The organism is Cohnella zeiphila (assembly GCF_014212055.1).
Taxonomy (GTDB): domain Bacteria; phylum Bacillota; class Bacilli; order Paenibacillales; family Paenibacillaceae; genus Cohnella; species Cohnella zeiphila.
This window is the reverse complement of the sequence record NZ_JACJVO010000021.1, coordinates 84,175-107,247: the sequence shown is the minus strand read 5'-3', so window position 1 is coordinate 107,247 and position 23,073 is coordinate 84,175. Positions and strand designations below refer to the sequence as shown.

Sequence of the window (23,073 nt, the reverse complement as noted above, 5' to 3'; positions counted from 1 at the left end):
TCCTACTTGCCGGCCGTCAGTTTACGGTACAAGACGCGGCCGAACCAGCGCGCGCCCAGATTGAACAGCAGCACCATGATCACCAGCACGGCCGAGGCGCCCGCCGCGATCTGCGGCGCGTCCGGCGCGAGTCCTTCGCTATTGATCTTCCAGATATGAACCGCCAGCGTCTCCGCAGGCCGCATCGGATTGAGCGGCGATGCCGGGTGCAGCGGGTTCCAGTCGGTGAAGTCAAGCCGCGGCGAGCTCATGCCGGCGGTGAACAGCAGCGCCGCCGCTTCGCCGAAGACGCGTCCGGCCGCGAGAATCGTGCCGGTGACGATGGACGGAAGCGCGACCGGCAGCATGACCGAGCGGATCGTCTTCCATTGCGACATGCCGAGCGCCAGTCCCGCTTCCTTCTGCTCCCGCGGAACGCTGCGCAGCGACTGCTCGGTGAGCCGAACCATCATCGGCAGGTTGAACACCGTCAGCGCCAGCGCGCCGGACAGCAGCGAATAGCCGAGCCCGAACGTATTCACGATGACGAGCAGGCCGAACAGGCCGACGACGATGGACGGGAACGAGGAGAGCACCTCGACGACTAACCGGATAAATCCGGTCAGCCGATTCGGCTTGGCATACTCGCTCATGTAAATGCCGGCCCCGATGCCGAGCGGAATCGTGATGATCATCGTCAGCACGAGCAGGAACAGCGAGTTGAACAGCTGCGGGCCGATGCCGCCGCCGGCCTTGATCGTCTGCGGAACGGAAGTCAGAAAGTGAAAATCGATATGACGGACGCCCCGGAAGAGCAGGAAGCCGAGCAGCGATACAAGGACCGCCATAATAAGCGCCGCGACGGCGCAGATGACTCCGGTGGCGATGCGGTCGACGGTTCTGGGGCTCATCGCTTCGTCCTCCTCTCGAGCATGCGGACGACGAACACGAACAGGAACGTCATGATCAGCAGCATGAGTGCCAGGCTCCACAGCGCGTTGTTATGCAGCGAGCCGCTCGTCGTGTTGCCCATCTCCAGCGTAATGACGCTTGTTAGCGTCGTGGCCGACTCGAACAGCGAATGCGGAATGACCGGCGCGTTGCCGATAACCATCTGAACGGCGAGCGCTTCGCCGAACGCCCGGGCGATGCCGAGCACGACGCCGGTCAGCAGCGAGGGCAGCGTCGTCGGCAGCACGATCCGCGAGATCGTCTGCCAGCGGGTCGCCCCGAGCGCGTAAGAGCCTTCCTTCAAGCCGTGCGGCAAGCTGCGCAGCGAGTCGGTGGCGATCGTCGTGATCGTCGGCAGAATCATGATCGACAATACGATCGCTCCGGCCAGAATGCCGATCCCTTGGCCGGGGAAGTTGTTGCGCAGGAACGGAACGACGACCGACAGGCCGACGAAGCCGTAGACGACCGACGGAATGCCCGCCAGCAGCTCGATGGCCGGCTGCAGCGCGGTTCTCCCGAACTTGGGCATGATCTCCGTCATGAAGATCGAAGCGCAAAAGCCGAGAGGAGCGGAAATGATCGCCGCCAGAAGCGACGTGGCGAACGAACCGAACAGGAACGGGAACGCGCCGAACGCAGCCGGCGCGCCTTCCGGCCGCCAGGTTTGGCCGAGCAGCATGTCCCCGATGCCGACATCGCCGGAGAAGAACGGGGCAAGTCCCCGCGAAGCGATAAAATAAACGATGGAGAAGATCGTGACAATCATGAGAAGAACGCAAAAATAGATGTAAATCCTGCCGCGAAGCTCTTCTCTCGCGTGCTTGGGACGCTTGCCGGCCAGCGGCGAGGCATCGGATCGGACTTTGGACGTGGTTGCCTGCATTCGGGATGCTCCTTTCATCACACTCCGATTGTATCTTCCCTTCGTCAAAGGGATGTTTTCGTACTGTTAACGGAATGTAAAAAAACGCCCTCGTTAACAGAGCGCCAATGTTCCAAAATCATGTCGTCAAATAGCGCTTCCGGCCCAATTCGGCCGTCAGTGCGGCCATCCGCTCGCGAATCCGGTTCGTAACGGCGCTGGCTTCGCGCGAGGCTTCCGCCATCCGCTGCGCCGCGATCCGGTTGTCCGCGCCGATCTCCCACAGGCGGGAGAAGGCCGCTTCCGCATTGCCTACGTGGACGACTCCCTCATCGGCCTTTCTTTTCCCTTTGCCCACCGATTCCGCTACCGCGCCGGCCGCTTGCGCCATATCTCCGAGCTGCCGGTTGATCCGCTGCGCCGATTGCTTCGTCAGGTCGGCGAGCTCCCGCACCTCCCGGGCGACGACCGCGAAGCCGCGGCCGTGCTCGCCGGCCCGCGCCGCTTCGATCTGCGCATTGACGGCCAGCAGGTTGCAGCGGTCGGCCAGTTCGGCGATGACGGCGGCGATGTCGAACGCTTCCTTCGCCCGCTCGAGCAGCACGGACGCCGACGCTTCCTGTTCCTCCGCGGACCCGGTCCAATGACGGAACAATTCGAGCGTCAGCATCAGTTCCTCCCGCCCCTTCTCCGTCGCTTCCGAGATCCGTTCGCCGCTCTGCCTCGAGCGGTCGGCCGTCTCGGCGACTTTGACGACCGCCTCATGGATGCTTCCGATCATCCCTTCCGCTTCCCTCGCCGTCTGAACCTGCCGGTCGGAAGCCTCCTTTTGCAGCAGACGGGAAAGTTGAAGCAGATCGCTGATCGTCAGGACGCCGAGCGTCTTCCCGCCTTCGGTCACGACGACCGTATCGTACAGCGTCTCGTCGCTGCGCGACAAAGCCCGGTCGATCAGCTCCTGAGGCGGCGTATCCCATTCCGTCAGAAGCGGACTGCGGTCCATCAGCGCGGAGATCGGCTTGTCTCCGAACAGCGCCGTGCCGAACCGCGAACCGAGCTGCTGGAAGAAGCGATGCTTCATCATCAGGCCGAGCGGCCGCTGGGCCTCGTCGACGATCGCGACGCATTCCAGCTCCGTGCGCCGACGGAACAGCTCCGATACTTCCGTGCAAAGCTGATCGGGCGCAACGAGAGGACAGCTTCTCACCCATTCGGTCAGACGCAAGGACGAGAAAAACGCAGCGGCAACGCCTTCTTGCATTGGTGTCAAAAGGTCCTTCATCGGCTGCCCGTTCTTTTGCATTCGGTCCTCCTCAGGCTTTGTCGCTTCTGTCAACGGCGAAACGATCGCTTCCATAACGGCCACCATCGACTTCTCCCCCATCCGCCCGGGCCGGGCTCTCTAGTTAGGACTATCGTATCAAGCTGTTGTTAACCCTCCGTTCGGACAGCGTTATCCGAATGTAAAATCGAGCGTCCTCAAACAAAACGAGGCCGGGCGGACGTCGGCGTTTCGACGTTCCGCCCGGCCTCCCGGGACGTCATGCAGTTTGAATCTTCGTTATCCGGCGTGAGCGCTGCCCGTGTTGGCTTGACCCGCCTGCCCCTGGGTTTTGTCGCCGCCGAGACCGAACACGTACGCCTTCGGCTTCGTGCCGCCGGAAGTGAACCCAAGATAGGTTTTGCCGTCCACCGTGAAAACAGCGGGAGCGGATTGAATGTTGTCGCCGGCCGTTTGGAACGTCCAGATCACTTTGCCGGACTTGATGTCGAGCGCGTTGATCTTGCCGTCCAGTTCGCCGAAGAAGGCCAGGCCGGTATCGGTGCTGGTCAGGCCTCCGCGCTGAGGGTCCTTCGTCTTGATCTGGTACGCCTTTTTGCCCGTATTGACGTCGATGGCGGTCACCGTTCCGTACGGGGTCTCTCCGGATGGACCTTCGCCCGTCGAGGTACCGAACGCCCGCGCGCCCGGCATATCCGGCGTGGAGGCTTCGTCTTGGTTTTTCGCCGCTTTAAGCACTTGGCCTTGCTCGACGCCCGGAATGAGCACGTAGTTGGTGGCCGGGTCGTAAGTTTCCGGGGCGTAATTCTCGCCCCCCAATACGCCCGGATAAACCATAACGCCTTCCGGCGTCGGTTTCGGGTGGGAGATCTTCGCGAACGGGACGCCCTTCCAGATCTCGTCTCCGGTAGCGGCGTCCCAGGCGAACCATTCGCCGGACTTGCCGCCTTCGACGACGATCTTCTTCTTCTGGCCCTTGACGGTCGCGTTCAGGATCATCGGCGAAGAAGCGGCGTCATAATCCCACAGGTCGTGGCTGATCTCTTGCTTCGCCCAGACCAGCTCCCCGGTCGCGGCTTTGACGGCGACGACCGAATCGGTGTACGGATTCGCTCCGGGACGCTTCTCCCCGTAGAAGTCGGGGGCCGGGTTGCCGACGCCGAAATACATGATGTCGGTCTCGGTGTCGATGGCGGGCGGATTCCAGACGGCGCCGCCGCCTTGGAAGTTGCTGTTCGCGAGCCAGTCCTGCCCCTTGGCCGGAACGGTCCAGAACGGCTTCTCCCAAGCCGGCGACAGGTCGGCCGCCTTGAACGCCATCTCGAAGCCGCGGACGCCGTTGTCGCCGCCGCTGCTTCCGATATAGACGTTGCCTTTGTAATAGATCGGCGCAGTCGTCTCGTAATAGCCGTTATCCAGCGTAACGCCTTCGATCGCATCGGAGATCGGTACCTGCTTGACGAGCTGCCCCGTCTTCTGGTCCAGCGCCACGAGCGTATTGTCGATGGTCAGCGTGAACACTTTGCCTTCGCCCACGGCGACGCCGCGATTGGCGATAATGCCCGACTTGCTGTAATTGGCGGCCTGGTCGGCCGGCGGCTTCCAATGCCAGATCTGGTTGCCGGTCAAGGAGTCGAACGCGAACACCTGGTTGCCGGACGTCGAGACGTACATGACGCCGTCAACCACGACCGGATAGCACTGGTTCCCGTTCTTCACGTCCTTGTCCAGCGTCTTCAGATCCGCGGACCAGATGACGCCGAGATCTTTGACGTTGTCGGCCGTAATTCCTTTATAAGGAACGTGGCGCGAGTTGTTCAGGTCGAAGCCGTAGGTCGAGAAATTTTCGAAGTTCGTGCCGGTAACGCTCGCCGGCGCGGAGGGCGACGCCGAAGGCGAAGCGGTTCCCGTGGCCGAAGGCGAAGCCGAAGGAGTCGCTCCCGGTGCCGCGTTGTTATTGCTCGTAGCGCAAGCGCTCAGAGCGAGGCTCGCCGTCAGGACGACGCCGACGGCGGCGGACGATTTGTTCATTTGATGATCCTCCCAGACTGTGGTTTCCGATGCTTATCCTTATCATGCCATCGAGACCATATCCTTATGAGGAAATGACAAAGAACCGTCCCCTGCGATTCGGGGACGGTTCAAAGGTGCCGTTTAACGGCCGTTATGCGTCTGCCGGCTTGGCCTCGATCGTCTTCGGATCGTTCGCTCCCGGCTCCAGAAAGCTCGACTCCAACGTATCTCCCCACGTCAACGTACGGTTCTCGACGAACTTCGTCATTTTCGTCTCGAAGAATGTCGGGTTCCGGTCCCATACGTCCTTCGGCACCGTCAACGCGAAGTTGCCTTCCTTGTCCGGAATCGTTACGGAATAGGATACGTCGGACGGAACGTTCAAGCCGACGAGGATGCCCGTATACATGGCTCCGGGAGACGTAACGGCTTCCAAAGTCGGAGGCTTGTCGACGATCACGTTGCCATCCTTCGGGAGCGTAATATTGATGTCGACGCTAGTATGGTCGGGAATATAGAATACCCGGCCTTCGGGCAGCGTGTACCTGTTTTTCCCGTCGTCGGTCGTTACCGTCAGATTCGTGCCTTCGTCGTCTTCCGGCAAGTAGTACATATAGTAGCGTCCGGCAGCGTCGGTCGGCGTAGACTTGGCGAAGCCTTCCCCTTCGTCCCGGTCGATCCAGACGACGGCGTCCTTGACCGGATTGCCGTTTGCGTCCTTCACGATCCCGCCGATCCGGTACTTGTCGATCTGGAAGAAGGAGATGACGTCTCCGGGATTGCTGACGACTTTGCCGTGCACTTCCACTTGATTCGGGTCTTGGGCGGAAGCCTCCGCCTTTGTCGTTTGAATCGGGTAGTACACGTTCAAGTACGACGAGGCAGACATCAGTTGATCGGCCGCGTCCTTGGCGACCGGCTGGCCGCCGACCGTCGCCTTGTCCAGCGAGACGACGTGGACCGGCACTTGGGACAGCAGGCTTTGGTCGACCAGGATCTCGAACGAACCGTCCTCGCCGGTCACGATGTCATGCAGGCTGTCTCCGACGTGGATGACCGCGTTCGCGACAGGCTGATCGCCGAGCAGCAGCTTGCCCTTTGTCGTAACCGTATGGGAACCGTCGTTCTTCCACTGTTTTAGCGTATAGGAAGTTTGGTCCAGGTCCAGATGGGCTTCCGCTGTCTCTGCTGCCGGTGAAGAGACGGCAGGTGTCGCGGCCGCCGAAGAAGCGGAGGTCGCAGAGGTTGCGGCCTCGTCGTTATTGCCGGAACAGCCCGCCAGCCCCGCGGCCAGCAGCAGGAGCGCCGCCGATTTCGTAACCCGTTTCATGAGTCGACCCTCCTTTCCAAAAAATCAGGGCGGGCTGACGAAGCCCCGCCCTTCTGAAGCTGTTTTTGCTGCCTGAGCGGGAAGCCGCCAGACTTATTTGCTGCTGTCCGACGATTGGTGAGCGTCGGACGTATCCGCCGTTCCCGCGTCGCCCTGCGTTTTGTCGCCGCCGATCGCGAATACATAAACCTTCGGCTTCGTGCCGCCGGACGTAAACGTCATATACTGCTTGCCGTCCACCGTGAAGATCGCCGGAGCGGCTTGGATGTTGTCGCCGGCCGTTTGGAACGACCAGATCACTTTGCCGGACTTGATGTCCAGGGCGTTGATCTTGCCGTCCAATTCTCCGAAGAACGCCAGGCCGGTATCCGTGCTCGTCAGGCCGCCGCGTTGAGGATCCTTCGTTTCGATCTGATAAGCCTGCTTGCCGGTATTGACGTCGATCGCCGTAATCGTACCGTACGTCTTGACGTCGGGAGGCGTCTCGCCCATCGACGTACCGAAAGCTTGAGCCCCCGGGGAATCCGGCGTGGACGCTTCGTCTTGGTTTTTGGCCGCTTTGATAAGCATGCCCTCTTCTACGCCCGGAATAAGCACATAGTTCGTAGCCGGATCATACGTTTCCGGGGCGTAGTTTTCGCCGCCGAGAGCGCCCGGATAGACCATGACGCCTTCCGGAGTCGGTTTCGGGTGATCGATCTTCGCGAACGGAACGCCGTCCCACACCACATCGCCGGTCTTGGCGTCCCAGGCGAACCATTGGCCGGACTTGCCGCCTTCGACGACGATTTTTTGCTGCTTATCTTTCACGGTCGCGTTCAGGATCATCGGGGATGCCGCGGCGTCATAGTCCCACAGGTCGTGGCTGATTTCCTGCTTCGCCCATACGAGCTTGCCGGTTGCCGCCTCGACGGCGACGACGGAGTCCGTATAAGGGTTTTCGCCCGGACGAGCTTCGCCGTAGAAGTCCGGCGCCGGGTTGCCCACCGCGAAGTACATGATGCCGGTCTCGGTGTCGATGGCCGGCGGGTTCCATACCGCGCCGCCGCCTTGGAAATTGCTGTTCGCGAGCCAATCTTGACCCTTCGGCGGAACGGTCCAGAACGGGTTATCCCAAGCCGGGGTCAGGTCGCTGGACTTGAACGCCGCTTCGAAGCCGCGGACGCCGTTGTCGCCGCCGCTGCTGCCGATATAAACGACTCCATTGTAGAATAGCGGAGCCGTCGTTTCGTAGTAGCCGTTTTCCATCGTTACGTCCGGATAGTAATCGCTCAGCTTGACTTTCTTCACCAGTTGGCCCGTCTTCTGGTCGAGAGCGACCAGTTGGCAATCGATCGTCAGCATGAACACCTTGCCGTCGCCGACGGCGACGCCGCGGTTGGCGATGATGCCGGCCTTGCTGTAGTTCGCCGCTTCTTCAGCCGGCGGTTTCCAATGCCACAGCTGATTGCCGGTTACGGCATCGAAAGCGAATACTTGGTTGCCGGAAGTCGTCACGTAAATGACGCCGTCGACGACGACCGGGTACGATTGGTTGCCGTTCTTCACATCTTTGTCAAGCGTTTTCAAATCAGCCGACCAGACGACGCCGAGGTCTTTCACGTTGTCTGCCGTAACCTCTTTATAAGGGACGTGGCGGGAGTTGTTCAGATCGAATCCATAAGTGCCGAAGTTCTCGAAAGTGCTTCCGGTAACCGTAGCGGCGGAAGATGCCGACGGAGATGCCGACGGCGAAGAGGATGCCGACGACGACGCGCTCGGAGAAGCCGAAGCCGTTCCCGAAGGCGATGCGCCGGAATTGTTGTTGTTGTTGCCGCTGTTGCACGCGGTCAGCGCCAGGCTGGCTGCGAGAACGGCGCCAACAACGGCGTACGTTCTTTTCATGCTGATGTTCCTCCTCTGATGGTGTTTGGACAGCTTTCTCTTTGTATATAACCGTTTTAGTGCTAAGGCCACTGCCCAAAGGCAGTGTTTTTTTCCGAGCCCAACCCCTCTTTCATCATTTGTAGGATTGCGGTAGTACAAGCGACAGGTATAAAATTACTAGTAAGATTTCATGCATTAGGAATATTACTACCTGATGTCTAATTCGTCAATTACATATTTGATGCCCTACCTGAAGATTCTTCTATTGAATTCGTGACAATTCGATGAATTTCCGATTAAATCGCCCTAAGCTGGGTAAGTTAAAGATTGACGGATGGCTAGTCAAAGGCGTAAAGTAGCATGTTGACAGGATTCTTACTAGTAAGGTTCTTCATCAACAGACAACAGGAGGAATGGGTCATGTTCAAAAAATCTTATCTGTTTCTGGCGATCGTAGCCGTCGCCGCCGTATTCGCGCTGAGCGCTTGCGGAAGCAACAACAACAATGCCAACAATGCGGCAGGCAGCCCGTCCGCCAGCGCGCCGGCAAGCTCTGCAGCAGCGGGCGGCCAAACGCAGAATATTACGGTTGAAGCCAAGAGCTTCGAGTTTACTCCGAACGATATTCAGGTCCATGTCGGCGATACCGTCAATTTTACGTTGAAAAATACGGACGGCAATCATGGCTTTGAAATTCCGGATATGAACGTAAACCTCAAGAACGGCGAATCGGCATCCGTTACGTTCGACAAAGCCGGCACGTACGACTTTAACTGCTCCATTCAATGCGGATCCGGCCATGACAACATGACGGGTACGATCACGGTTTCCTAATACGAAGCCTGTCAAAAAAAGGAGGAACTCCGCTTGGGCGGGGTTCCCCCTTTTTTTGCTTTCCTTCGAAATCCCCTTCGTTCAGGGATAAATCATCCGGTGCATACACCTCGCCACACATTGCCGCTCACTGTCCGCCAATTTCCGGCCGAATGTAAGCCTGGACGCCCCTCTTTCGGCAGATCCGCCGCATTTCCGTCCATGTAGGCAGTCTGGCGACTCTCTTTTCCGGCTCCGAACCGAAAAGGTTCAAATAAATAAGGCCATCCTCGGGTTCGTCTGAACCCGGGGATGGCCTTCGGCCGATGCGCTTCCGCCTTTAGACTTCGGACACGCTGACCCACGTGCCGCGTTCGATCGACAGATCGACCGCTTCGAGCACTTCCTGGCACTTGACGCCGTCGGCGAACGTCGGCGCGAACGGAGTGCCCGCTGCGATGTGCTGCACGAACTCGTACGCGATGTGCACGAAGCCGTGCTCGTAGCCGATGATGTGCCCCGTCGGCCACCAGTTGCCGGCGTACTTATGCTGCGGCTCGGTCGCCAGAATGCGGCGGAAGCCCGCCAGTTCCGGCTCGTCTTCGCGGAAGTATACTTCCAGCTCGTTGAGCCGCTCCAGATCCCAACGGATCGTGCCCTTGCTGCCGTGGATTTCGAACGTATTGTGGTTCTTGCGGCCCGTCGCGAAGCGGCTGGCGACGAAGATGCCCATCGCGCCGTTCTGGAAGTCGGCCAGGAAAGCCGTCGCGTCGTCAACCGTCACTTCGCCTTTCTCCTTGCTGCCGGTTTGACCCGCCAGTCCGCCCTCGGACGATGCGAGCAGCGGGCGCTCCTTCACGAACGTGCGGTTATGGCCGACCACGCGATCGAACTCCCCGATCAGGAAGCGAGCCAGGTCGATGCTGTGCGCATTGATGTCGCCGTGAGCGCCGGAGCCAGCGACTTCCTTCTTCAGCCGCCAAGCGAGCGGCGCTTCGGGGTCGACCAGCCAATCCTGCAGATAAGTCGCCCGGTAGTGATGGATCTCGCCCAGCTTGCCGGAGTCGATGATCTTCTTCGCCAGCTGCACGGCCGGCAGGAACCGGTAGTTGAAGCAGACGCCGTGCTTCACGCCGGCCTTCTCCGCCGCCGCCAGCATCTCGCGGCCGTCGGCCAGGTTCAGCGCCAGCGGCTTCTCGCAGAACACGTGCTTGCCGGCCGCGATCGCCGCCAGAGCGATCTCCTTATGCGCGTCGCTCGGCGCGTTGATGTCGACGAAGTCGATGTCGTCGCGCTCCACCAGCTTGCGCCAGTCGGTCTCGTAGCCTTCCCAGCCGAACTTCTCGGCCGCGGCCTTGACTCCTTGCTCGTTGCGGCCGCAGATCGACTTCATGACGACTTCCGCGTCCATATCGAAAAACATGTTCACATCTTTATAAGCATGGCTGTGGGCTTTCCCCATGAACTTGTAGCCCACCATGCCGACATTGATCTTTTTGCTTACGCCCACCACATTTCACCCGCGCTTTCTTTGAGAATGAGACCGTTCAGGAAACCGGCGGCTTTCGTGAAGCCTTCGTTTACGCTCATGATGCCGTCTTCGTGCTCGATGCTGATCACGCCGTCGTAACCGACCGTGCGAAGCGTGCTGACCATCGCTTTCCAGAAATCGTCGTCATGCCCGTATCCGACCGTGCGGAACACGAAGGAGCGATTCAGAATGTCGCCGTAATGCTTCGTATCCAGCACGCCGTTGAGCGCCGTGTTGCGGGCGTCGATCTTCGTATCCTTGGCATGAACGTGATAGATGGAGTCGCTCAGCGCCTTGATGCACTCGATCGGGTCCATGCCCTGCCAGAACAGGTGGGACGGATCGAAGTTGACGCCGATGTTGTCGCCCGCTTCGCGGCGCAGGCGAAGCGCCGTCTCGGTGTTGTATACGAGGAAGCCCGGATGAGACTCGATGGCGACCCTCACGCCGTGCTTGCGGCAGAAAGCCGATTGTTCCTTCCAATACGGAATGGCGATCTCGTTCCACTGCCATTCGAGCACCGTCAGGAAATCCGGCGGCCACGGGCAAGTGACCCAGGACGGATATTTGGCGTTCGGGGAGTCGCCCGGGCAGCCGGAGAACGTAATGACCGTGTCCACGCCAAGCTTCTCTGCGAGTTGTACGGTAGCGACGAAATCGTCGTGGAAAGCTTTCGCTTGGGCGGCGTCCGGATGAAGCGGATTGCCGTGGCAGCTCAGCGCGCTGATCGAGAGGCCGCGGGATTCGACCGCGTTGCGAATGCGGGCGATCTCCTGCTCGTCATTCAGGATGGCGGCGGCATTTACGTGCGAGGTACCGGGAAATCCTCCCGTTCCCAGCTCGACCGCTTGAATACCGGCCGACTTGGCCGTATCAAGCGCTTGCTCCAGCGTTTGCTGGCCGAACAATACGAGGAAAATACCGAGTTTCAACGAGCTTCACCTGACCTTTCGGAGTTTGGGAAGGCCGGCGCAAACCGGGACGGGCGGGAAGTCGGCACATCCAGCGCGCCCCTCTCCGCTTCGTTCCGCTTGTCCGACCTTAGTTTAGCGATCAAACATAGTTTACTAAAGGATTGAAACGCTGTCATCTTCCTTTTCCAAATTCTTCGTACCGCCGGTGCGACCGACTGTCGAAATTTCCCGGGAAATGGCAGCTAGACGAACGATACGGCTTGCCCTTTTGCCGCTGACTCGTAGATCGCCTCAAGAATTTCCTGGACGACGAGCGCCTGCTTGGCGGTGACGACCGGTTCGCGATCGTTCAGAATCGCGTCGATCCAGGCGCGCGCTTCGCGTTCGGCCGAATCGTTCGGAGCGGCTTTGTTCCATTGGTCTCCGAGCACGATCTCCTTCGTGTACAGATGCCCGCGCTCCTCGCCGTTGACGCGCAATCCGCCTTTCATATCGGCGCCGGCTTTCGTTCCGCACAAAGTTACCTTCGCCTCGTCCACGTCCAGCGTGTTGAGCGCCCAGCTCGACTCCAGCCAGACCGTCGCCCCGCTCTTCATCGTGATCATGGCGAAAGCGGAATCCTCGACGGTGAACTTGGCCGGGTCCCAGTTGCCCCACGCGTTCGCCGCGCTTCCTTGCTCCGCAAGCTTGCGGTACGTCGTGCCGAGCACGGTGCGCGGCTCATAGTTGTCCATCATCCACAGCGCAAGGTCCAGCGCATGCGTGCCGATGTCGATCAGCGGGCCTCCGCCCTGCTTCTCTTTATCCAGGAACACGCCCCATGTCGGAACGGCGCGGCGGCGAATGGCGTGCGCCTTGGCCATATACACCTCGCCGAGCTCGCCGTTGCGGCACGCTTCATGCAGCCAGCGGCTGTCGGCGCGGAACCGGTTCTGGTACGCGATGCTCAGCTTGCGTCCCGTCCGCTCGGCCACTTCGTACATCCGCCGCGCGTCCGCCGACGTCTTCGCCATCGGCTTCTCGCACAGCACGTGCTTGCCGGCCTCCATGGCGGCGATCGAGATCTCCGCGTGCGTGTCGTTCGGCGTGCAGACGTGCACCACTTGCACGTTCGGGTCGTCCAGCAGCTCCTGAACGCTCTGGTACACCTTCGCGTCGGGCGTGCCGTACTTCTCCTTGGCCTCTTGCCCGCGCTCCGCCGACACGTCGAAGAATGCCGTCAGCTGGACTTCCGGAATTTTGGCAAGGGACGGAAAATGTTTTCCGTGCGCGATGCCTCCGCAGCCGATCATGCCGACATTGATTTTGCTCAAGCGCTTGTCCTCCTTGCAAGGATGCTGAATTCCTTCTACAATTTAAGTATAGCATGAGTTCGCCGGATTCCCATTCCCGATCATGAGGGGTCATTATGCTATTTTGCCATTAGGGGGCCTAAGTCGGCATGCAGGTCGTACAGGAGAAAATCGAATACGAGAATCCGCTGCTCTCGATCAAGGTCTGGCAGTCGAACCGCGAGCTCAATTTTGCCGTCAACTGGCATCATCATCCCGAATGCGAGCTGATGCTCGTCCAGAGAGGCCGCCTCGACGTCGAGATCAAGGACGAGGTGTTCACGCTCCGCGACGGCGATGTCATCGTGCTCGGCAGCTCCCAGCTTCATCGCGACCGCAGCTACGGAGACAAGACGGACTACATCATTCTCCAGTTCGATTTGCAGACGTTTTTCGATCAGAGTACCATTCCCTATCTCCAATACTTCAATGAGACCAAGGTGCCGCTCAGCGCCATGAATTATATTTTCCGGGACCATCCGGAATCCCGGCAAGCCGTCGCGGAGTGCATCCGGGACATCTTCGTCGAGGTTCAAAACAAGGAGAGCGGCTACGAGCTCGCCGTCAATCTGCTGATCAAGAAGATTCTGCTCATCCTGATTCGGGCGGACACGCGGGGGCTGCTGGCGAACCAGGACCGCGTGGAGCGGATCCGGCTCAAGCCCGTGCTCGACTACGTCGACGGCAACATCGGCGAGAAGGTGACCGTCGAGGAGGCATGCCGGCTGGCCAACATGAGCTACTATTATTTCGTGAAGTTTTTCAAAAAGACGATGGGGCTGTCGTTTACCGAATACGTCAATTTCCGCAAAATCAAACGGGCCGAGCAGCTGCTCCTGACCCGCGACCTCAGCATCAGCGAAGTCGGCGATCAGACGGGGATGCCGAACATGGCCCACTTCTACAAGATGTTCAAGCGGTTCAACCACTGCTCGCCCAAGGAGTTCCAGCGCCGGATGCTCGCTTGGGGGCGAGGCTAACGCCAAGCGCCGAATAAAAGAAGCGGCCGAAATCCCGGCCGCTTCTTTTATTTGTTCAACGCCGCGCCGCCTCTGCGGCTTACGGTCAGCTTGTAGCCGACGCCGCGGATCGACTCGATCTGCACCGATTGCTGGTTCAGCTCCAGCTTCTTGCGAAGGGAGCTGACGTGAACGTCCACCGTCCGCTGGCCGCCGATATAATCGAAGCCCCAGACGACATTCATCAAGTCGTCCCGCGTAATGACGATGCCCGGCCGCTCCGCCAGGTACAGCAGCACTTCGAATTCCTTCGGCCGAAGCGATATTTCCTGCCCGCTCAAATAGACCTCGTATTTGTCGGGGTAAATCTGCAGGTCCCCGAGCGAGACGACCCGTTCGGCCCCCGGCTTCGCGTCCCCGCTTCCCGGCTCCTCGTTGCGGAAGCGGCGCAGAACCGCCGACGTCCGGGCGAGCAGCTCGGCCACGCCGAACGGCTTCGTGATGTAGTCGTCGGCTCCCAGCTTGAGGCCCTGAACCACTTCTTCCTCCGCGTTGCGGGCGGTCAAAATGATAACCGGCGTCTTCACGCCGTTCTCCCGCAGCTTCTGCAGCACCTCGAAGCCGTTCATGCCCGGGAGCATCAGGTCGAGGAAAATAATCGAGTAGCTCTCATGAATGGCATTGCGGAGCCCTTCGGCACCGTTGCCAACCACTTCCGTCTCGTAGCCTTCCTGCGAGAGGTTGTAGGTGACCAGTCGCGCAATGGTCGGTTCGTCTTCTATGATCAGCGCCTTGTCCGACATCGTAACCTCCGGTCCGGCTTATCAACCTGCCGTTTTGTGCTTTACCCTTTGACTGTATCAAACGACTGTAAAACCCGCGTTATCCGATTGTTAACGGGACGTAAAATCGGCTGCTGCTTCACAAACGTCCGTATATCGTACGTTAACCGAAGGTAAAACGCATAGCCGGGGCGCCTATGGCTGGAGCAGCGGCAGCTCCAGCACGAACCGGGACCCGACGCCGACCGTGCTCTCCACGCGGATCGAGCCGTGATGCAATTCGGCCAGGTGCTTCACGATCGAGAGACCGAGACCGGTCCCGCCCGAGCTGCGGGAACGGGCCTTGTCCACCCGGTAGAACCGTTCGAAGATGCGGGGCAGATCCTTCTTCGGAATGCCGATGCCCGTGTCGGACACGACGATTCGCACTTTGTCGTCCAGGCCTTCGGGGTCGGTCCCTTGAACGAGCTCCGCGGTGACTTGGACCTTGCCCCCGGACGGCGTGTAGTTGATGCCGTTCTGCACGAGATTCAGCAGAATCTGGCCGAGCCGGTCCTCGTCCGCTTCGACGAAGAGCTCCGGGTCCGCGTGCCATTCGAGGCCGATGTTCTTCTTCGCCGCGTCGGCGGACATCAGGCCCATCAGCCTTCCGAGGAAGGCCGGCAGCTCGATCGGCGAGCATTGCAGCGGAGACCGTCTGGATTCGATCTTGGACAGCTCCAGGATGTCGCCGATCAGCCGGTTCAGCCGTTCGCTCTCGTCATGGATGATTCTCAGGAACGACTCGGCCGTCTCCGGATCGTTCACGGCTCCGCCGAGCAGCGTCTCGGCGAAGCCTTTGACGGCGGCGACCGGCGTCTTCAGTTCGTGGGAGACGTTGGCGACGAACTCGCTGCGCATCCGTTCGAGGCGGCGAATCGCCGTCACGTCCTGGAGCACGAGCAGAAGTCCCGGCTCCTCTTCCTCGCCCATTCGCAGCGGCACCAGGTTGAGCTCCAGCAGCCGCTCCTCGGGGAAGTATACCGTCAGCTCCTCGTGCCGGGGTTCGGGCTGCTCCAGCCCTTCCCGAATGAGGCGAAGCAGCTCGAACTGCCGGCGGTCCTCCGAATAGCTGCGGCCCAGCCGGTCCGCCGCCGATCCGCCGAGCAGCCGTTCCGCCCCGCGGTTGTACAGCTTGATCCGGCCGTCCGGACCGACCATGATGACGCCGCTGTCCATGTTGTCCAGCACCGCCTGAAGCCGCAGCTCGTTCTGCCGCGTCTCGTCGATCCGCTCTTGCAGATTGGAGGCCATCGCGTTGAGCGCCCTCGCCAGCTCGCTTACTTCGTCCCTGCCGTCCGCCGCCACGCGGATGCCGTAATCCATCGCGGCCATCCGCTTTGCCGCGTCCGTCATCTTCTCCAGCGGCCGGGTGACGCTTCTCGCGACCCGATAGCCGATCGCCGCGGCGATGACGTAGAGGGCGAGCAGCCCGACAGCCAGCGCCAGCCACATGCGGCCGAGACTGCGCTCCACATCCTTCAGACTGACCGCGAGCCGGACGATCCCCTCGGTCTGCGTCCCGTTTTTAACGGCCATCGCGACGTACAGCATGTTCTCGTTCAGCGTCGCGCTGCGCCGAACGCTGCTGCCCGTCCCGGACGCCAGCGCTTCCTTCACTTCCTTGCGCTGGGCATGGTTCTCCATTGTCTCCGGATCGTGATCCGAGTCGCCGAGCACCTTCCCGTCCGGGAGAATGTAGGTGATCCGCATATCGGCGATCGCTTTGAACTTCTCGGCCTGACTTTGCAGGTACGCGGCTTGCTCGCCCTGCGGCTGGCCGGAGGGCCACGGCGCCGCGGCCATCAGCACCCGGATCTCCGAAAGCATATGGTCCTCTAGCGTCTTCTGATGGTTCTCCTTGTAGGATTGCCCGGTCAGGATGCCGGCAGCCAGCACGGTAAGCCCGATCAGCAGCATGAACAGCACGGTCAGCTTTAAGCGAAATTTGTGCATGGCGCTCCCCGAACGTCAATTTGGTTAAAACTCGACTCGCTTAAGCGAACACCGGATCCTTGAACTGGGCGAGCTTCTCCTTGGAATCGCGGTCGACGTCGGCGTGCAGGCTGTTGCCGTGGGAGTCCATCGTCACGATCGCCGCGAACCCTTCGACCTGCAGATGCCACATCGCTTCCGGGATGCCGAACTCCATGAAGTCGACGCCGTTCACCTTCTTGATGCACTCCGCATAATATTGCGCCGCGCCGCCCACCGCATTCAGATAGACGCCGCCGTGCTCCCGGAGCGCCGCCAGCGTCTTCGCGCCCATGCCGCCTTTGCCGATGACCGCGCGGATGCCGAACTTTTTCATAATATCGCCTTGGTAAGGCTCCTCGCGGCTGCTCGTCGTCGGCCCGGCCGCCTTCACGTGCCAGCCTTCCTCGTCTTTCAGCATGACGGGGCCGCAGTGATAGATAACGCTGCCGTTCAGATCGATCGGCGCGTCATGATCCATCAAATACTTGTGCAGCGCGTCGCGTCCGGTATGCATCTCGCCGTTCAGAATGACGACGTCGCCCACCTTCAGCGAACGGACTTGCTCCTCGGTCAGCGGCGCGGTCAGCACGACTTCGCGGCGCTCGGCGGCCGGTGCCGCTTCGGAGGCGGCTTGGTCCTCCGAGTTCATTTTCACGTTCGAGCCGGTCTCGTAAATCCATTCCTTGATCTCGTGAGTGGAGCCGTCGAGCAGGATGCCCTGGCGCCGATAAGCCCAGCAGTTGTATGCGACCGAGACGAAGAAGCTCGCCGGCAGCCGGTTCATGACCCCGACTTTGCAGCCGAGCAGCGTCACGTTGCCGCCGAAGCCCATCGTTCCGATGCCGAGCCGGTTCGCCTTGTCCAGAATGTAATCCTCCAGCTTCGCGAGGTCGGGGATCGGGTTTACGTCCTCGACGTGGCGGAACAGCTGCTGCTTCGCCAGCTCGTATCCGGTCGTCCGGTCGCCGCCGATGCCGACGCCGATGAAGCCCGCGCTGCAGCCTTGGCCCTGCGCCTGGTAAACCGCGTGCAGAATGCACTTGCGGATGCCGTCCAGGTCGCGGCCGGCCTTGCCCAGCCCTTCCAGCTCGCACGGCAGGCTGTATTGGATGTTCTTGTTCTCGCAGCCGCCGCCCTTCAGAATGAGGCGCGCGTCGACCTCGTCCTTCTCCCACTGCTCAAAGTGGATGACCGGCGTGCCCGGGCCCAGATTGTCGCCGGTGTTGGCGCCCGTCAGCGAATCGACGGAGTTCGTCCGCAGCTTGCCGTCCTTCGTAGCGCGGGCGATCGCCTGCTGAATCTCCCGCTTCATGACGATCTGATTCGCGCCTACCGGCGTATGCACGATAAACGTCGGCATCCCCGTGTCCTGACAGATCGGCGAGACGTTGCACTCGGCCATCTCGATGTTCTGCGCGATCGTCGACAGCGACAAGCCGGCCCGGGTGGCGCGGTCCTCGGCTTCTCGGGCGGCGGCGATTCTCCTTCTGACGTCGGCCGGGAGGTTCGTGGACGTTTCGACGATCAGCTGGTAGATACTTTCTTCGAAGGTAGACATAAGTACGGTAAAATCTCCTCTCTATTCTCAAGGCTTTAATAAATATATAATATCACAGAGACCCTTCCCGTGAGAAAAAGGAGCCTGCCATGTCCCATCATTTTCTCGCCTATCTGTACCGCCTGCAATATATCGAACGCTGGAGCCTGATGCGGAAGACGCAAGGCGAGAACGTCGCCGAGCATTCGTATCATACGGCGCTGCTCGCTCACCTGCTGGGCAGCATCGCCAGCCGCGTGTTCGGACGCGACATCGACCCCGAGAAGGCGGCGGCGTACGCGCTGTTTCACGACGTCACCGAAGTGATCACCGGCGACATTCCGACGCCCGTAAAGCACCATAATCCCGAGCTGCTGGGCAACTTCCGGCAGATCGAGACGCTGGCCGCCGAGCGGCTGCTGGGGACGGTTCCCGAGGAGCTGAAGGACGTCTATCGTCCTCTGCTCGCGAGAGAAGCCGACTCTCCCGAGCTGGCCCGGCTCGTCAAAGCCGCCGACGTGCTGGACGCCTACCTCAAATGCGTCAGCGAGATGTCGGCCGGCAACCGCGATTTCGCCACCGCCCGCAAGCAAATGGAAGAGAAGCTGCGCGGTTACGGGATGCCCGAGGTCGACTGGTTCCTGGAGCGGCTCGCCCCGAGCTTCGAGAAGACGATCGACGAGCTGTCGGAGGATGCCGATTAGGAATGGGCGTGCTTCTCCTCCGTCGGGAGCTTTTTGGCCACGTCGGCTAATTTCGTTTGGTTCAAATAGTCTTCCATCCGCCGTTCGGCTTCGATTACGACCTGTTGGATCAGGCATTCGCTCCCGTGCTGAAGGCTGCACTCGAATAAGGAGGCCGTCCCTTCGATCGCCTGAATGATATCGAGAAAGGAAATTTCGTCTTGGTTTTTCCGAAGGCGGTATCCCCCATGGGCGCCGGGAGCGGATTGAATCAGCCCGGCCTTGACCAGCTTGGTCATCATTTTGGACAAGTACGTCTGGGAGACGCCGAGCTTCTCGGACAGAAACTGCACGCCGATCGGCTTATCGGGCGCCGCCGAGATCAGATAGAGCATGGCGTGAAGCGCATAGTCGGTTGCCTGGGAAAATTTCATCTTGCACCTCCATTATCGACTCCGTGCGTCTAGAATAACTCCGAACGCCGATCGGCTCAAGTCGGGCATACAGGAGTATCGTGATGAATTGCTTACCGTTTCGAGACCTTTCGCCCGCTTCCTTTGAGATATCCGTCCGATATCATTCTTCTTGGAATCCGGACGGATCCGGCATCGAATAAAAAAAGAGCCCGTTCGCGAAGAACGGGCTCTCGTCGCTGCCTTACCCCTTTACCACGGATTCTTCATCATCCACAGGATGACGAGGAAGAGCAGCACCGCCAACACGCTGAGCGTCTGAACGCGGGAGATCGCGCCGGAAGCGTCCTGGTTGCTGGCCGTAGCCGTCTTAATGCGTTTCAGCGGGCCTTGCACGATGCCGCTGACCGCGCCGAGGGCGACAAACAGAACGATAATCGTAATCATCCAGGAAGTTCCGTAATCTCCTTGCGAGATCAAGTATCCGCCCGTCAGCAGCTGAAGCACGAGCCCGAACTGGCCGACCCGTCCGGCCGTCAGCAGGCCGCTCGCGAGTCCTTCCTGAGCCGGCGTGGACAGTTGCTTGAACTTTCCCGCCACGAAAGGAAGAACGACGTAGACCCCCATTCCCGTCGCGCCCAGGACGTGGAGAAACAGCATAAAAGTCGTCATGATTCCATAGTCCTCCTTGACCTCTTATGTACAGGCAATCAAATTCAGTATACACAAATCGCGAGGCAAACAAAACTTTCCCGGCCAAAAACGGCAAGAAGCCCCCTTGCGCGCAAGGATACGCAGAACGGGAACTGGCTTCCGCCTAGCAACGGTTAATCGAACATAACCTGCAAGGGGGGATACGCTCATTTCTCGTATCGGACGTCCGGCGGACGGCCGCTTGAGAGCGAGCGAAGAAGCTAACGAATCCCAGCGACGCTATTTCGGCAATATCAAGGGTTGGCAAAGCGCGACGAATCGAGGAGAGCTTATTGGGGCAAATGATGGCCGTTTGCCGGATGAAGCAGGCCAATAAGTCTTCTCCGTTTCTTTAAAACGCAAGCCTCCCGCTTTTTTGCCAAATAAGAACCCGTGGATTCGTTAGCCAGATCGCCACACCTCTGGAAAAGGCGCTCCTTATGCGTTCTCGACGACCTGGATGACGCTGCGGACGGAATCCGCCGATTTGTCCATCGCGGCTTTCTCTTCGGCGGTCAGCTCGAGCTCCATCACCTTCTCGATGCCGTCGCCGCCCAGCACGGCCAGCACGCCCATGAACAGATCCTTGTAGCCGTATTCGCCTTGCAGCAAGGCGATGACCGGCAGGATGCGCTTCTTGTCCTTCAGAATCGCTTCGGTCATTTGCACGAGCGAAGCGGCCGGGGCGTAGTAGGCGCTGCCGTTGCCGAGCAGGCTCACGATCTCGCCGCCGCCCGCCCGGGTCCGTTGCACGATCGCGTCGATCTGATCTTTGGGCAGAAGCTTCTCGACCGGAATGCCGCCGATCGTCGTATAGCGGACGAGCGGCACCATGTCGTCCCCGTGGCCGCCGAGCACGACGCCGCGAACGTCCTCCACGGACACGTTCAGCGCTTCCGCCAGGAACGTGTTGTAACGGGCGGTATCCAGCACCCCGGACTGGCCGATAACGCGGTTTCTCGGGAAGCCGAGCGCCTTGAACGCTACATAAGTCATGGCGTCGACCGGGTTCGAGAGGATAATGACGTACGCGTTCGGGCTGGCCGCCTTCACTTGCTCGCAAACGGACTTGACAATGCCGGCGTTCGTGCTTACCAGATCGTCGCGGCTCATGCCCGGCTTGCGGGCGACGCCGGCCGTGATGATAACGACGTCGGAGCCCGCGGAATCCGCATAATCGGCCGTGCCCGCGATCCGGGAATCGACGCCTTGAACCGGCGTCGATTCGAGCATGTCGAGCGCCTTGCCCTTCGTCGGATTCTCCAGTTGGGGAATGTCCAGCAGAACGATGTCTCCAAGCTCCTTCTGCGCCAGCATCAGGGCGGTGGTCGCCCCGGTAAAGCCCGCTCCGATCACCGTTATTTTCGCTCGCTTGATCGCCATGACGTATTGCCTCCTTTTGGGTTAAGCAGCCGCCAGAGCGGCTTCGGCTATTTTAATAGGTCGGAAAACTAGTTTTACGATCCTGCCGGTTACGATATCCGCGCCCTTCCATGCCCCAATAAACGAAAAAACGACGCTATTTGCAAAATAAAGGGTTTCGATGCCATCATCTACAGCATACCCCTGATTTTGTCCAAATAACGCCGTTTCCATTTTAACGTTCCCCGCGAACAGCCGGCTCGATCCGTTCGTCGGACAAGTCCGACGGACGGATCGGCCTCCGCCGTCCCCTCCTTCAACGCGCCTCAGTTCCCCGAACGTTATTCGGCAGGGTGTCCGGAGGGCAGCGCCCTCGGAGTCCCTCTTGGAAAGGGGGATCTAGGGGGTCCGTCCCTAAATTACATGTTCTTGATGATCTGATCCGCGAACTCGGAGCACTTCACTTCGGTCGCGCCTTCCATCAGACGGGCGAAGTCGTACGTGACGATCTTGCTGTTGATCGACTTTTCCAATCCTTTGTAGATCAGATCCGCCGCTTCCAGCCAGCCCAGGTGCTCGAACATCATGACGCCGGACAGGATGACGGAGCCCGGGTTGACGACATCCTTGTCGGCGTACTTCGGCGCGGTGCCGTGGGTCGCTTCGAAGATAGCATGTCCGGTCACGTAGTTGATGTTCGCTCCCGGCGCGATGCCGATGCCGCCGACTTGCGCAGCCAGCGCGTCCGACAGATAGTCGCCGTTCAGGTTCAGCGTCGCGATGACGTCGAAGTCGGTCGGACGCGTCAGTACTTGCTGCAGCGCGATGTCGGCGATGGCGTCCTTGATCAGGATCTTGCCTTCCGCCAGAGCCGCTTTCTGAGCCGCGTTGGCAGCCTCTTCGCCTTGCTCGGCCTTGATCTTGTCGTATTGGCCCCACGTGAACGTCTGATTCGCGAACTCGGTTTCGGCCACTTCATAGCCCCAGTTCTTGAACGCGCCCTCGGTGAACTTCATGATGTTGCCCTTATGAACGAGCGTAACGGATTTGCGCTTGTGCTTGATCGCGTATTCGATCGCGGCGCGGACGAGACGCTTCGAGCCATCGGACGAGACCGGCTTGATGCCGATGCCGGACGTCTCGGGGAAGCGGATCTTCTTGACGCCCATTTCCTTCTGCAGGAATTCGATGACTTTCTTGGCGTCGGCCGTTTCGGCTTGATATTCGATACCCGCGTAGATGTCTTCGGTGTTCTCGCGGAAAATGACCATGTCGACGAGCTCCGGACGCTTGACCGGAGAAGGAACGCCGTTGAAGTAGCGAACCGGACGCAGGCAGACGTACAGGTCCAGCTCCTGCCGCAGCGCGACGTTCAGCGAGCGGATGCCGCCGCCGATCGGCGTCGTCAACGGTCCCTTGATGGCGATGATGTACTCGCGGATCGCGGTCAGCGTGTCGTTCGGCAGCCATTCGCCGTACGCGTTGAAAGCTTTCTCGCCGGCGAACACTTCGTACCAAGCGATTTTCTTCTGGCCGTTGTATGCCTTCTCGACCGCCGCGTCCAGCACGCGCTGGGAGGCGCGCCAGATGTCGCGGCCGGTGCCGTCGCCTTCGATAAACGGAATGATCGGGTTGTTCGGAACGTTCAGAACCCCGTTATTGACCGTGATGGCTTCTCCGGAAGTCGGAGCCGCGAATTTTTCCAATTGTGCCATGTGTACATTCTCCTCCTGCATCGATAAGTTAGGAATGA

20 protein-coding genes are annotated in these 23,073 nt (G+C 60.0%); 3 read left to right on the top strand and 17 right to left on the bottom strand.

Annotated elements, in window-relative coordinates; translation table 11 throughout:
• Positions 1-2: 2 nt before the first annotated feature.
• The 6 genes from pstA to H7C18_RS17135 form a co-directional block, all read right to left on the bottom strand.
• On the bottom strand, positions 3-890 hold the full coding sequence (gene pstA / locus H7C18_RS17160) for a phosphate ABC transporter permease PstA (protein ID WP_185130317.1): 888 nt from the start codon (positions 888-890) through the stop codon (positions 3-5).
• Complete coding sequence (gene pstC, locus H7C18_RS17155; RefSeq protein ID WP_185130316.1) at positions 887-1,816, bottom strand: phosphate ABC transporter permease subunit PstC; 930 nt, start codon at positions 1,814-1,816, stop codon at positions 887-889. The genes pstA and pstC overlap by 4 nt, the downstream gene beginning before the upstream one ends.
• Positions 1,817-1,934: 118 nt before the next feature.
• On the bottom strand, positions 1,935-3,098 hold the full coding sequence (locus tag H7C18_RS17150) for a methyl-accepting chemotaxis protein (RefSeq protein ID WP_185130315.1): 1,164 nt from the start codon (positions 3,096-3,098) through the stop codon (positions 1,935-1,937).
• A gap of 258 nt (positions 3,099-3,356) precedes the next feature.
• Positions 3,357-5,108: a pyrroloquinoline quinone-dependent dehydrogenase gene (locus tag H7C18_RS17145; protein ID WP_185130314.1), complete on the bottom strand. Its 1,752-nt coding sequence runs from the start codon at positions 5,106-5,108 to the stop codon at positions 3,357-3,359.
• 133 nt (positions 5,109-5,241) lie between these two features.
• Positions 5,242-6,420, bottom strand: coding sequence for a carboxypeptidase-like regulatory domain-containing protein (locus H7C18_RS17140; protein WP_185130313.1), 1,179 nt, complete (start codon positions 6,418-6,420; stop codon positions 5,242-5,244).
• A gap of 93 nt (positions 6,421-6,513) precedes the next feature.
• On the bottom strand, positions 6,514-8,304 hold the full coding sequence (locus H7C18_RS17135; RefSeq protein ID WP_185130312.1) for a pyrroloquinoline quinone-dependent dehydrogenase: 1,791 nt from the start codon (positions 8,302-8,304) through the stop codon (positions 6,514-6,516).
• A 402-nt stretch (positions 8,305-8,706) separates the two neighbouring features.
• Between H7C18_RS17135 and H7C18_RS17130 the strand changes: the two genes are divergently transcribed.
• Positions 8,707-9,120 (top strand): cupredoxin domain-containing protein, encoded by a 414-nt coding sequence (locus tag H7C18_RS17130; RefSeq protein ID WP_185130311.1) that lies wholly within the window; start codon positions 8,707-8,709, stop codon positions 9,118-9,120.
• 319 nt (positions 9,121-9,439) lie between these two features.
• Here H7C18_RS17130 and H7C18_RS17125 read toward each other — a convergent pair whose 3' ends face one another.
• From H7C18_RS17125 to H7C18_RS17115, 3 genes are all read right to left on the bottom strand, one after another.
• Complete coding sequence (locus tag H7C18_RS17125; protein ID WP_185130489.1) at positions 9,440-10,579, bottom strand: Gfo/Idh/MocA family protein; 1,140 nt, start codon at positions 10,577-10,579, stop codon at positions 9,440-9,442.
• 20 nt (positions 10,580-10,599) lie between these two features.
• On the bottom strand, positions 10,600-11,562 hold the full coding sequence (locus tag H7C18_RS17120; RefSeq protein WP_185130310.1) for a sugar phosphate isomerase/epimerase family protein: 963 nt from the start codon (positions 11,560-11,562) through the stop codon (positions 10,600-10,602).
• 224 nt (positions 11,563-11,786) lie between these two features.
• Positions 11,787-12,836 (bottom strand): Gfo/Idh/MocA family protein, encoded by a 1,050-nt coding sequence (locus H7C18_RS17115; RefSeq protein ID WP_420481871.1) that lies wholly within the window; start codon positions 12,834-12,836, stop codon positions 11,787-11,789.
• Between the two features lie 149 nt (positions 12,837-12,985).
• Here H7C18_RS17115 and H7C18_RS17110 point away from each other — a divergent pair, with 149 nt between their 5' ends.
• Positions 12,986-13,855, top strand: a complete 870-nt coding sequence (locus H7C18_RS17110; protein WP_185130308.1) for an AraC family transcriptional regulator — start codon at positions 12,986-12,988, stop codon at positions 13,853-13,855.
• Between the two features lie 47 nt (positions 13,856-13,902).
• Here H7C18_RS17110 and H7C18_RS17105 read toward each other — a convergent pair whose 3' ends face one another.
• The 3 genes from H7C18_RS17105 to H7C18_RS17095 all read right to left on the bottom strand — a co-directional run bounded on the left by H7C18_RS17105 (position 13,903) and on the right by H7C18_RS17095 (position 18,190).
• Positions 13,903-14,637 carry a response regulator transcription factor gene (locus tag H7C18_RS17105; protein ID WP_185130307.1) on the bottom strand — a complete coding sequence of 245 codons (735 nt, stop codon included), beginning with the start codon at positions 14,635-14,637 and terminating at the stop codon, positions 13,903-13,905.
• A gap of 174 nt (positions 14,638-14,811) precedes the next feature.
• Entirely contained in the window at positions 14,812-16,611 is a 1,800-nt protein-coding gene (gene pnpS / locus H7C18_RS17100) for a two-component system histidine kinase PnpS (protein ID WP_185130306.1), read from the bottom strand.
• A 40-nt stretch (positions 16,612-16,651) separates the two neighbouring features.
• A complete protein-coding gene (locus tag H7C18_RS17095) occupies positions 16,652-18,190 on the bottom strand; it encodes a fumarate hydratase (RefSeq protein ID WP_185130305.1) in 1,539 nt (512 codons plus the stop codon).
• Positions 18,191-18,279: 89 nt separating this feature from the next.
• Here H7C18_RS17095 and yfbR point away from each other — a divergent pair, with 89 nt between their 5' ends.
• Entirely contained in the window at positions 18,280-18,873 is a 594-nt protein-coding gene (gene yfbR / locus H7C18_RS17090) for a 5'-deoxynucleotidase (protein ID WP_185130304.1), read from the top strand.
• Here the strand turns inward: yfbR and H7C18_RS17085 are convergent.
• The 5 genes from H7C18_RS17085 to icd all read right to left on the bottom strand — a co-directional run bounded on the left by H7C18_RS17085 (position 18,870) and on the right by icd (position 23,035).
• A complete protein-coding gene (locus tag H7C18_RS17085; protein ID WP_185130303.1) occupies positions 18,870-19,286 on the bottom strand; it encodes an RrF2 family transcriptional regulator in 417 nt (138 codons plus the stop codon). The genes yfbR and H7C18_RS17085 overlap by 4 nt on opposite strands.
• Before the next feature lie 231 nt (positions 19,287-19,517).
• On the bottom strand, positions 19,518-19,937 hold the full coding sequence (locus H7C18_RS17080; protein ID WP_185130302.1) for a hypothetical protein: 420 nt from the start codon (positions 19,935-19,937) through the stop codon (positions 19,518-19,520).
• A gap of 459 nt (positions 19,938-20,396) precedes the next feature.
• A complete protein-coding gene (mdh, locus tag H7C18_RS17075) occupies positions 20,397-21,341 on the bottom strand; it encodes a malate dehydrogenase (protein ID WP_185130301.1) in 945 nt (314 codons plus the stop codon).
• Between the two features lie 21 nt (positions 21,342-21,362).
• Complete coding sequence (locus H7C18_RS17070; RefSeq protein WP_185130300.1) at positions 21,363-21,554, bottom strand: hypothetical protein; 192 nt, start codon at positions 21,552-21,554, stop codon at positions 21,363-21,365.
• Positions 21,555-21,739: 185 nt separating this feature from the next.
• The gene (gene icd, locus H7C18_RS17065; protein WP_185130299.1) at positions 21,740-23,035 is read right to left on the bottom strand and encodes an NADP-dependent isocitrate dehydrogenase; all 1,296 of its coding nucleotides are present in this window, start codon (positions 23,033-23,035) and stop codon (positions 21,740-21,742) included.
• Between the last annotated feature and the right edge of the window lie 38 nt (positions 23,036-23,073).

Excerpts from the sequence above, each read along its gene's own strand:
- pstA (WP_185130317.1), bottom strand. The coding sequence starts at position 890 with ATGAGCCCCAGAACCGTCGACCGCATCGCCACCGGAGTCATCTGCGCC.
- icd (WP_185130299.1), bottom strand. The coding sequence starts at position 23,035 with ATGGCACAATTGGAAAAATTCGCGGCTCCGACTTCCGGAGAAGCCATC.
- H7C18_RS17115 (WP_420481871.1), bottom strand. The coding sequence starts at position 12,836 with ATGATCGGCTGCGGAGGCATCGCGCACGGAAAACATTTTCCGTCCCTT.
- H7C18_RS17135 (WP_185130312.1), bottom strand. The coding sequence starts at position 8,304 with ATGAAAAGAACGTACGCCGTTGTTGGCGCCGTTCTCGCAGCCAGCCTG.
- H7C18_RS17125 (WP_185130489.1), bottom strand. The coding sequence starts at position 10,579 with ATGGTGGGCTACAAGTTCATGGGGAAAGCCCACAGCCATGCTTATAAA.
- H7C18_RS17130 (WP_185130311.1), top strand. The coding sequence starts at position 8,707 with ATGTTCAAAAAATCTTATCTGTTTCTGGCGATCGTAGCCGTCGCCGCC.
- H7C18_RS17110 (WP_185130308.1), top strand. The coding sequence starts at position 12,986 with ATGCAGGTCGTACAGGAGAAAATCGAATACGAGAATCCGCTGCTCTCG.
- yfbR (WP_185130304.1), top strand. The coding sequence starts at position 18,280 with ATGTCCCATCATTTTCTCGCCTATCTGTACCGCCTGCAATATATCGAA.
- H7C18_RS17145 (WP_185130314.1), bottom strand. The coding sequence starts at position 5,108 with ATGAACAAATCGTCCGCCGCCGTCGGCGTCGTCCTGACGGCGAGCCTC.
- H7C18_RS17085 (WP_185130303.1), bottom strand. The coding sequence starts at position 19,286 with ATGAAATTTTCCCAGGCAACCGACTATGCGCTTCACGCCATGCTCTAT.
- mdh (WP_185130301.1), bottom strand. The coding sequence starts at position 21,341 with ATGGCGATCAAGCGAGCGAAAATAACGGTGATCGGAGCGGGCTTTACC.
- H7C18_RS17105 (WP_185130307.1), bottom strand. The coding sequence starts at position 14,637 with ATGTCGGACAAGGCGCTGATCATAGAAGACGAACCGACCATTGCGCGA.
- H7C18_RS17140 (WP_185130313.1), bottom strand. The coding sequence starts at position 6,420 with ATGAAACGGGTTACGAAATCGGCGGCGCTCCTGCTGCTGGCCGCGGGG.
- pnpS (WP_185130306.1), bottom strand. The coding sequence starts at position 16,611 with ATGCACAAATTTCGCTTAAAGCTGACCGTGCTGTTCATGCTGCTGATC.
- H7C18_RS17095 (WP_185130305.1), bottom strand. The coding sequence starts at position 18,190 with ATGTCTACCTTCGAAGAAAGTATCTACCAGCTGATCGTCGAAACGTCC.
- H7C18_RS17070 (WP_185130300.1), bottom strand. The coding sequence starts at position 21,554 with ATGGAAACGGCGTTATTTGGACAAAATCAGGGGTATGCTGTAGATGAT.
- H7C18_RS17150 (WP_185130315.1), bottom strand. The coding sequence starts at position 3,098 with ATGCAAAAGAACGGGCAGCCGATGAAGGACCTTTTGACACCAATGCAA.
- pstC (WP_185130316.1), bottom strand. The coding sequence starts at position 1,816 with ATGCAGGCAACCACGTCCAAAGTCCGATCCGATGCCTCGCCGCTGGCC.
- H7C18_RS17080 (WP_185130302.1), bottom strand. The coding sequence starts at position 19,937 with ATGACGACTTTTATGCTGTTTCTCCACGTCCTGGGCGCGACGGGAATG.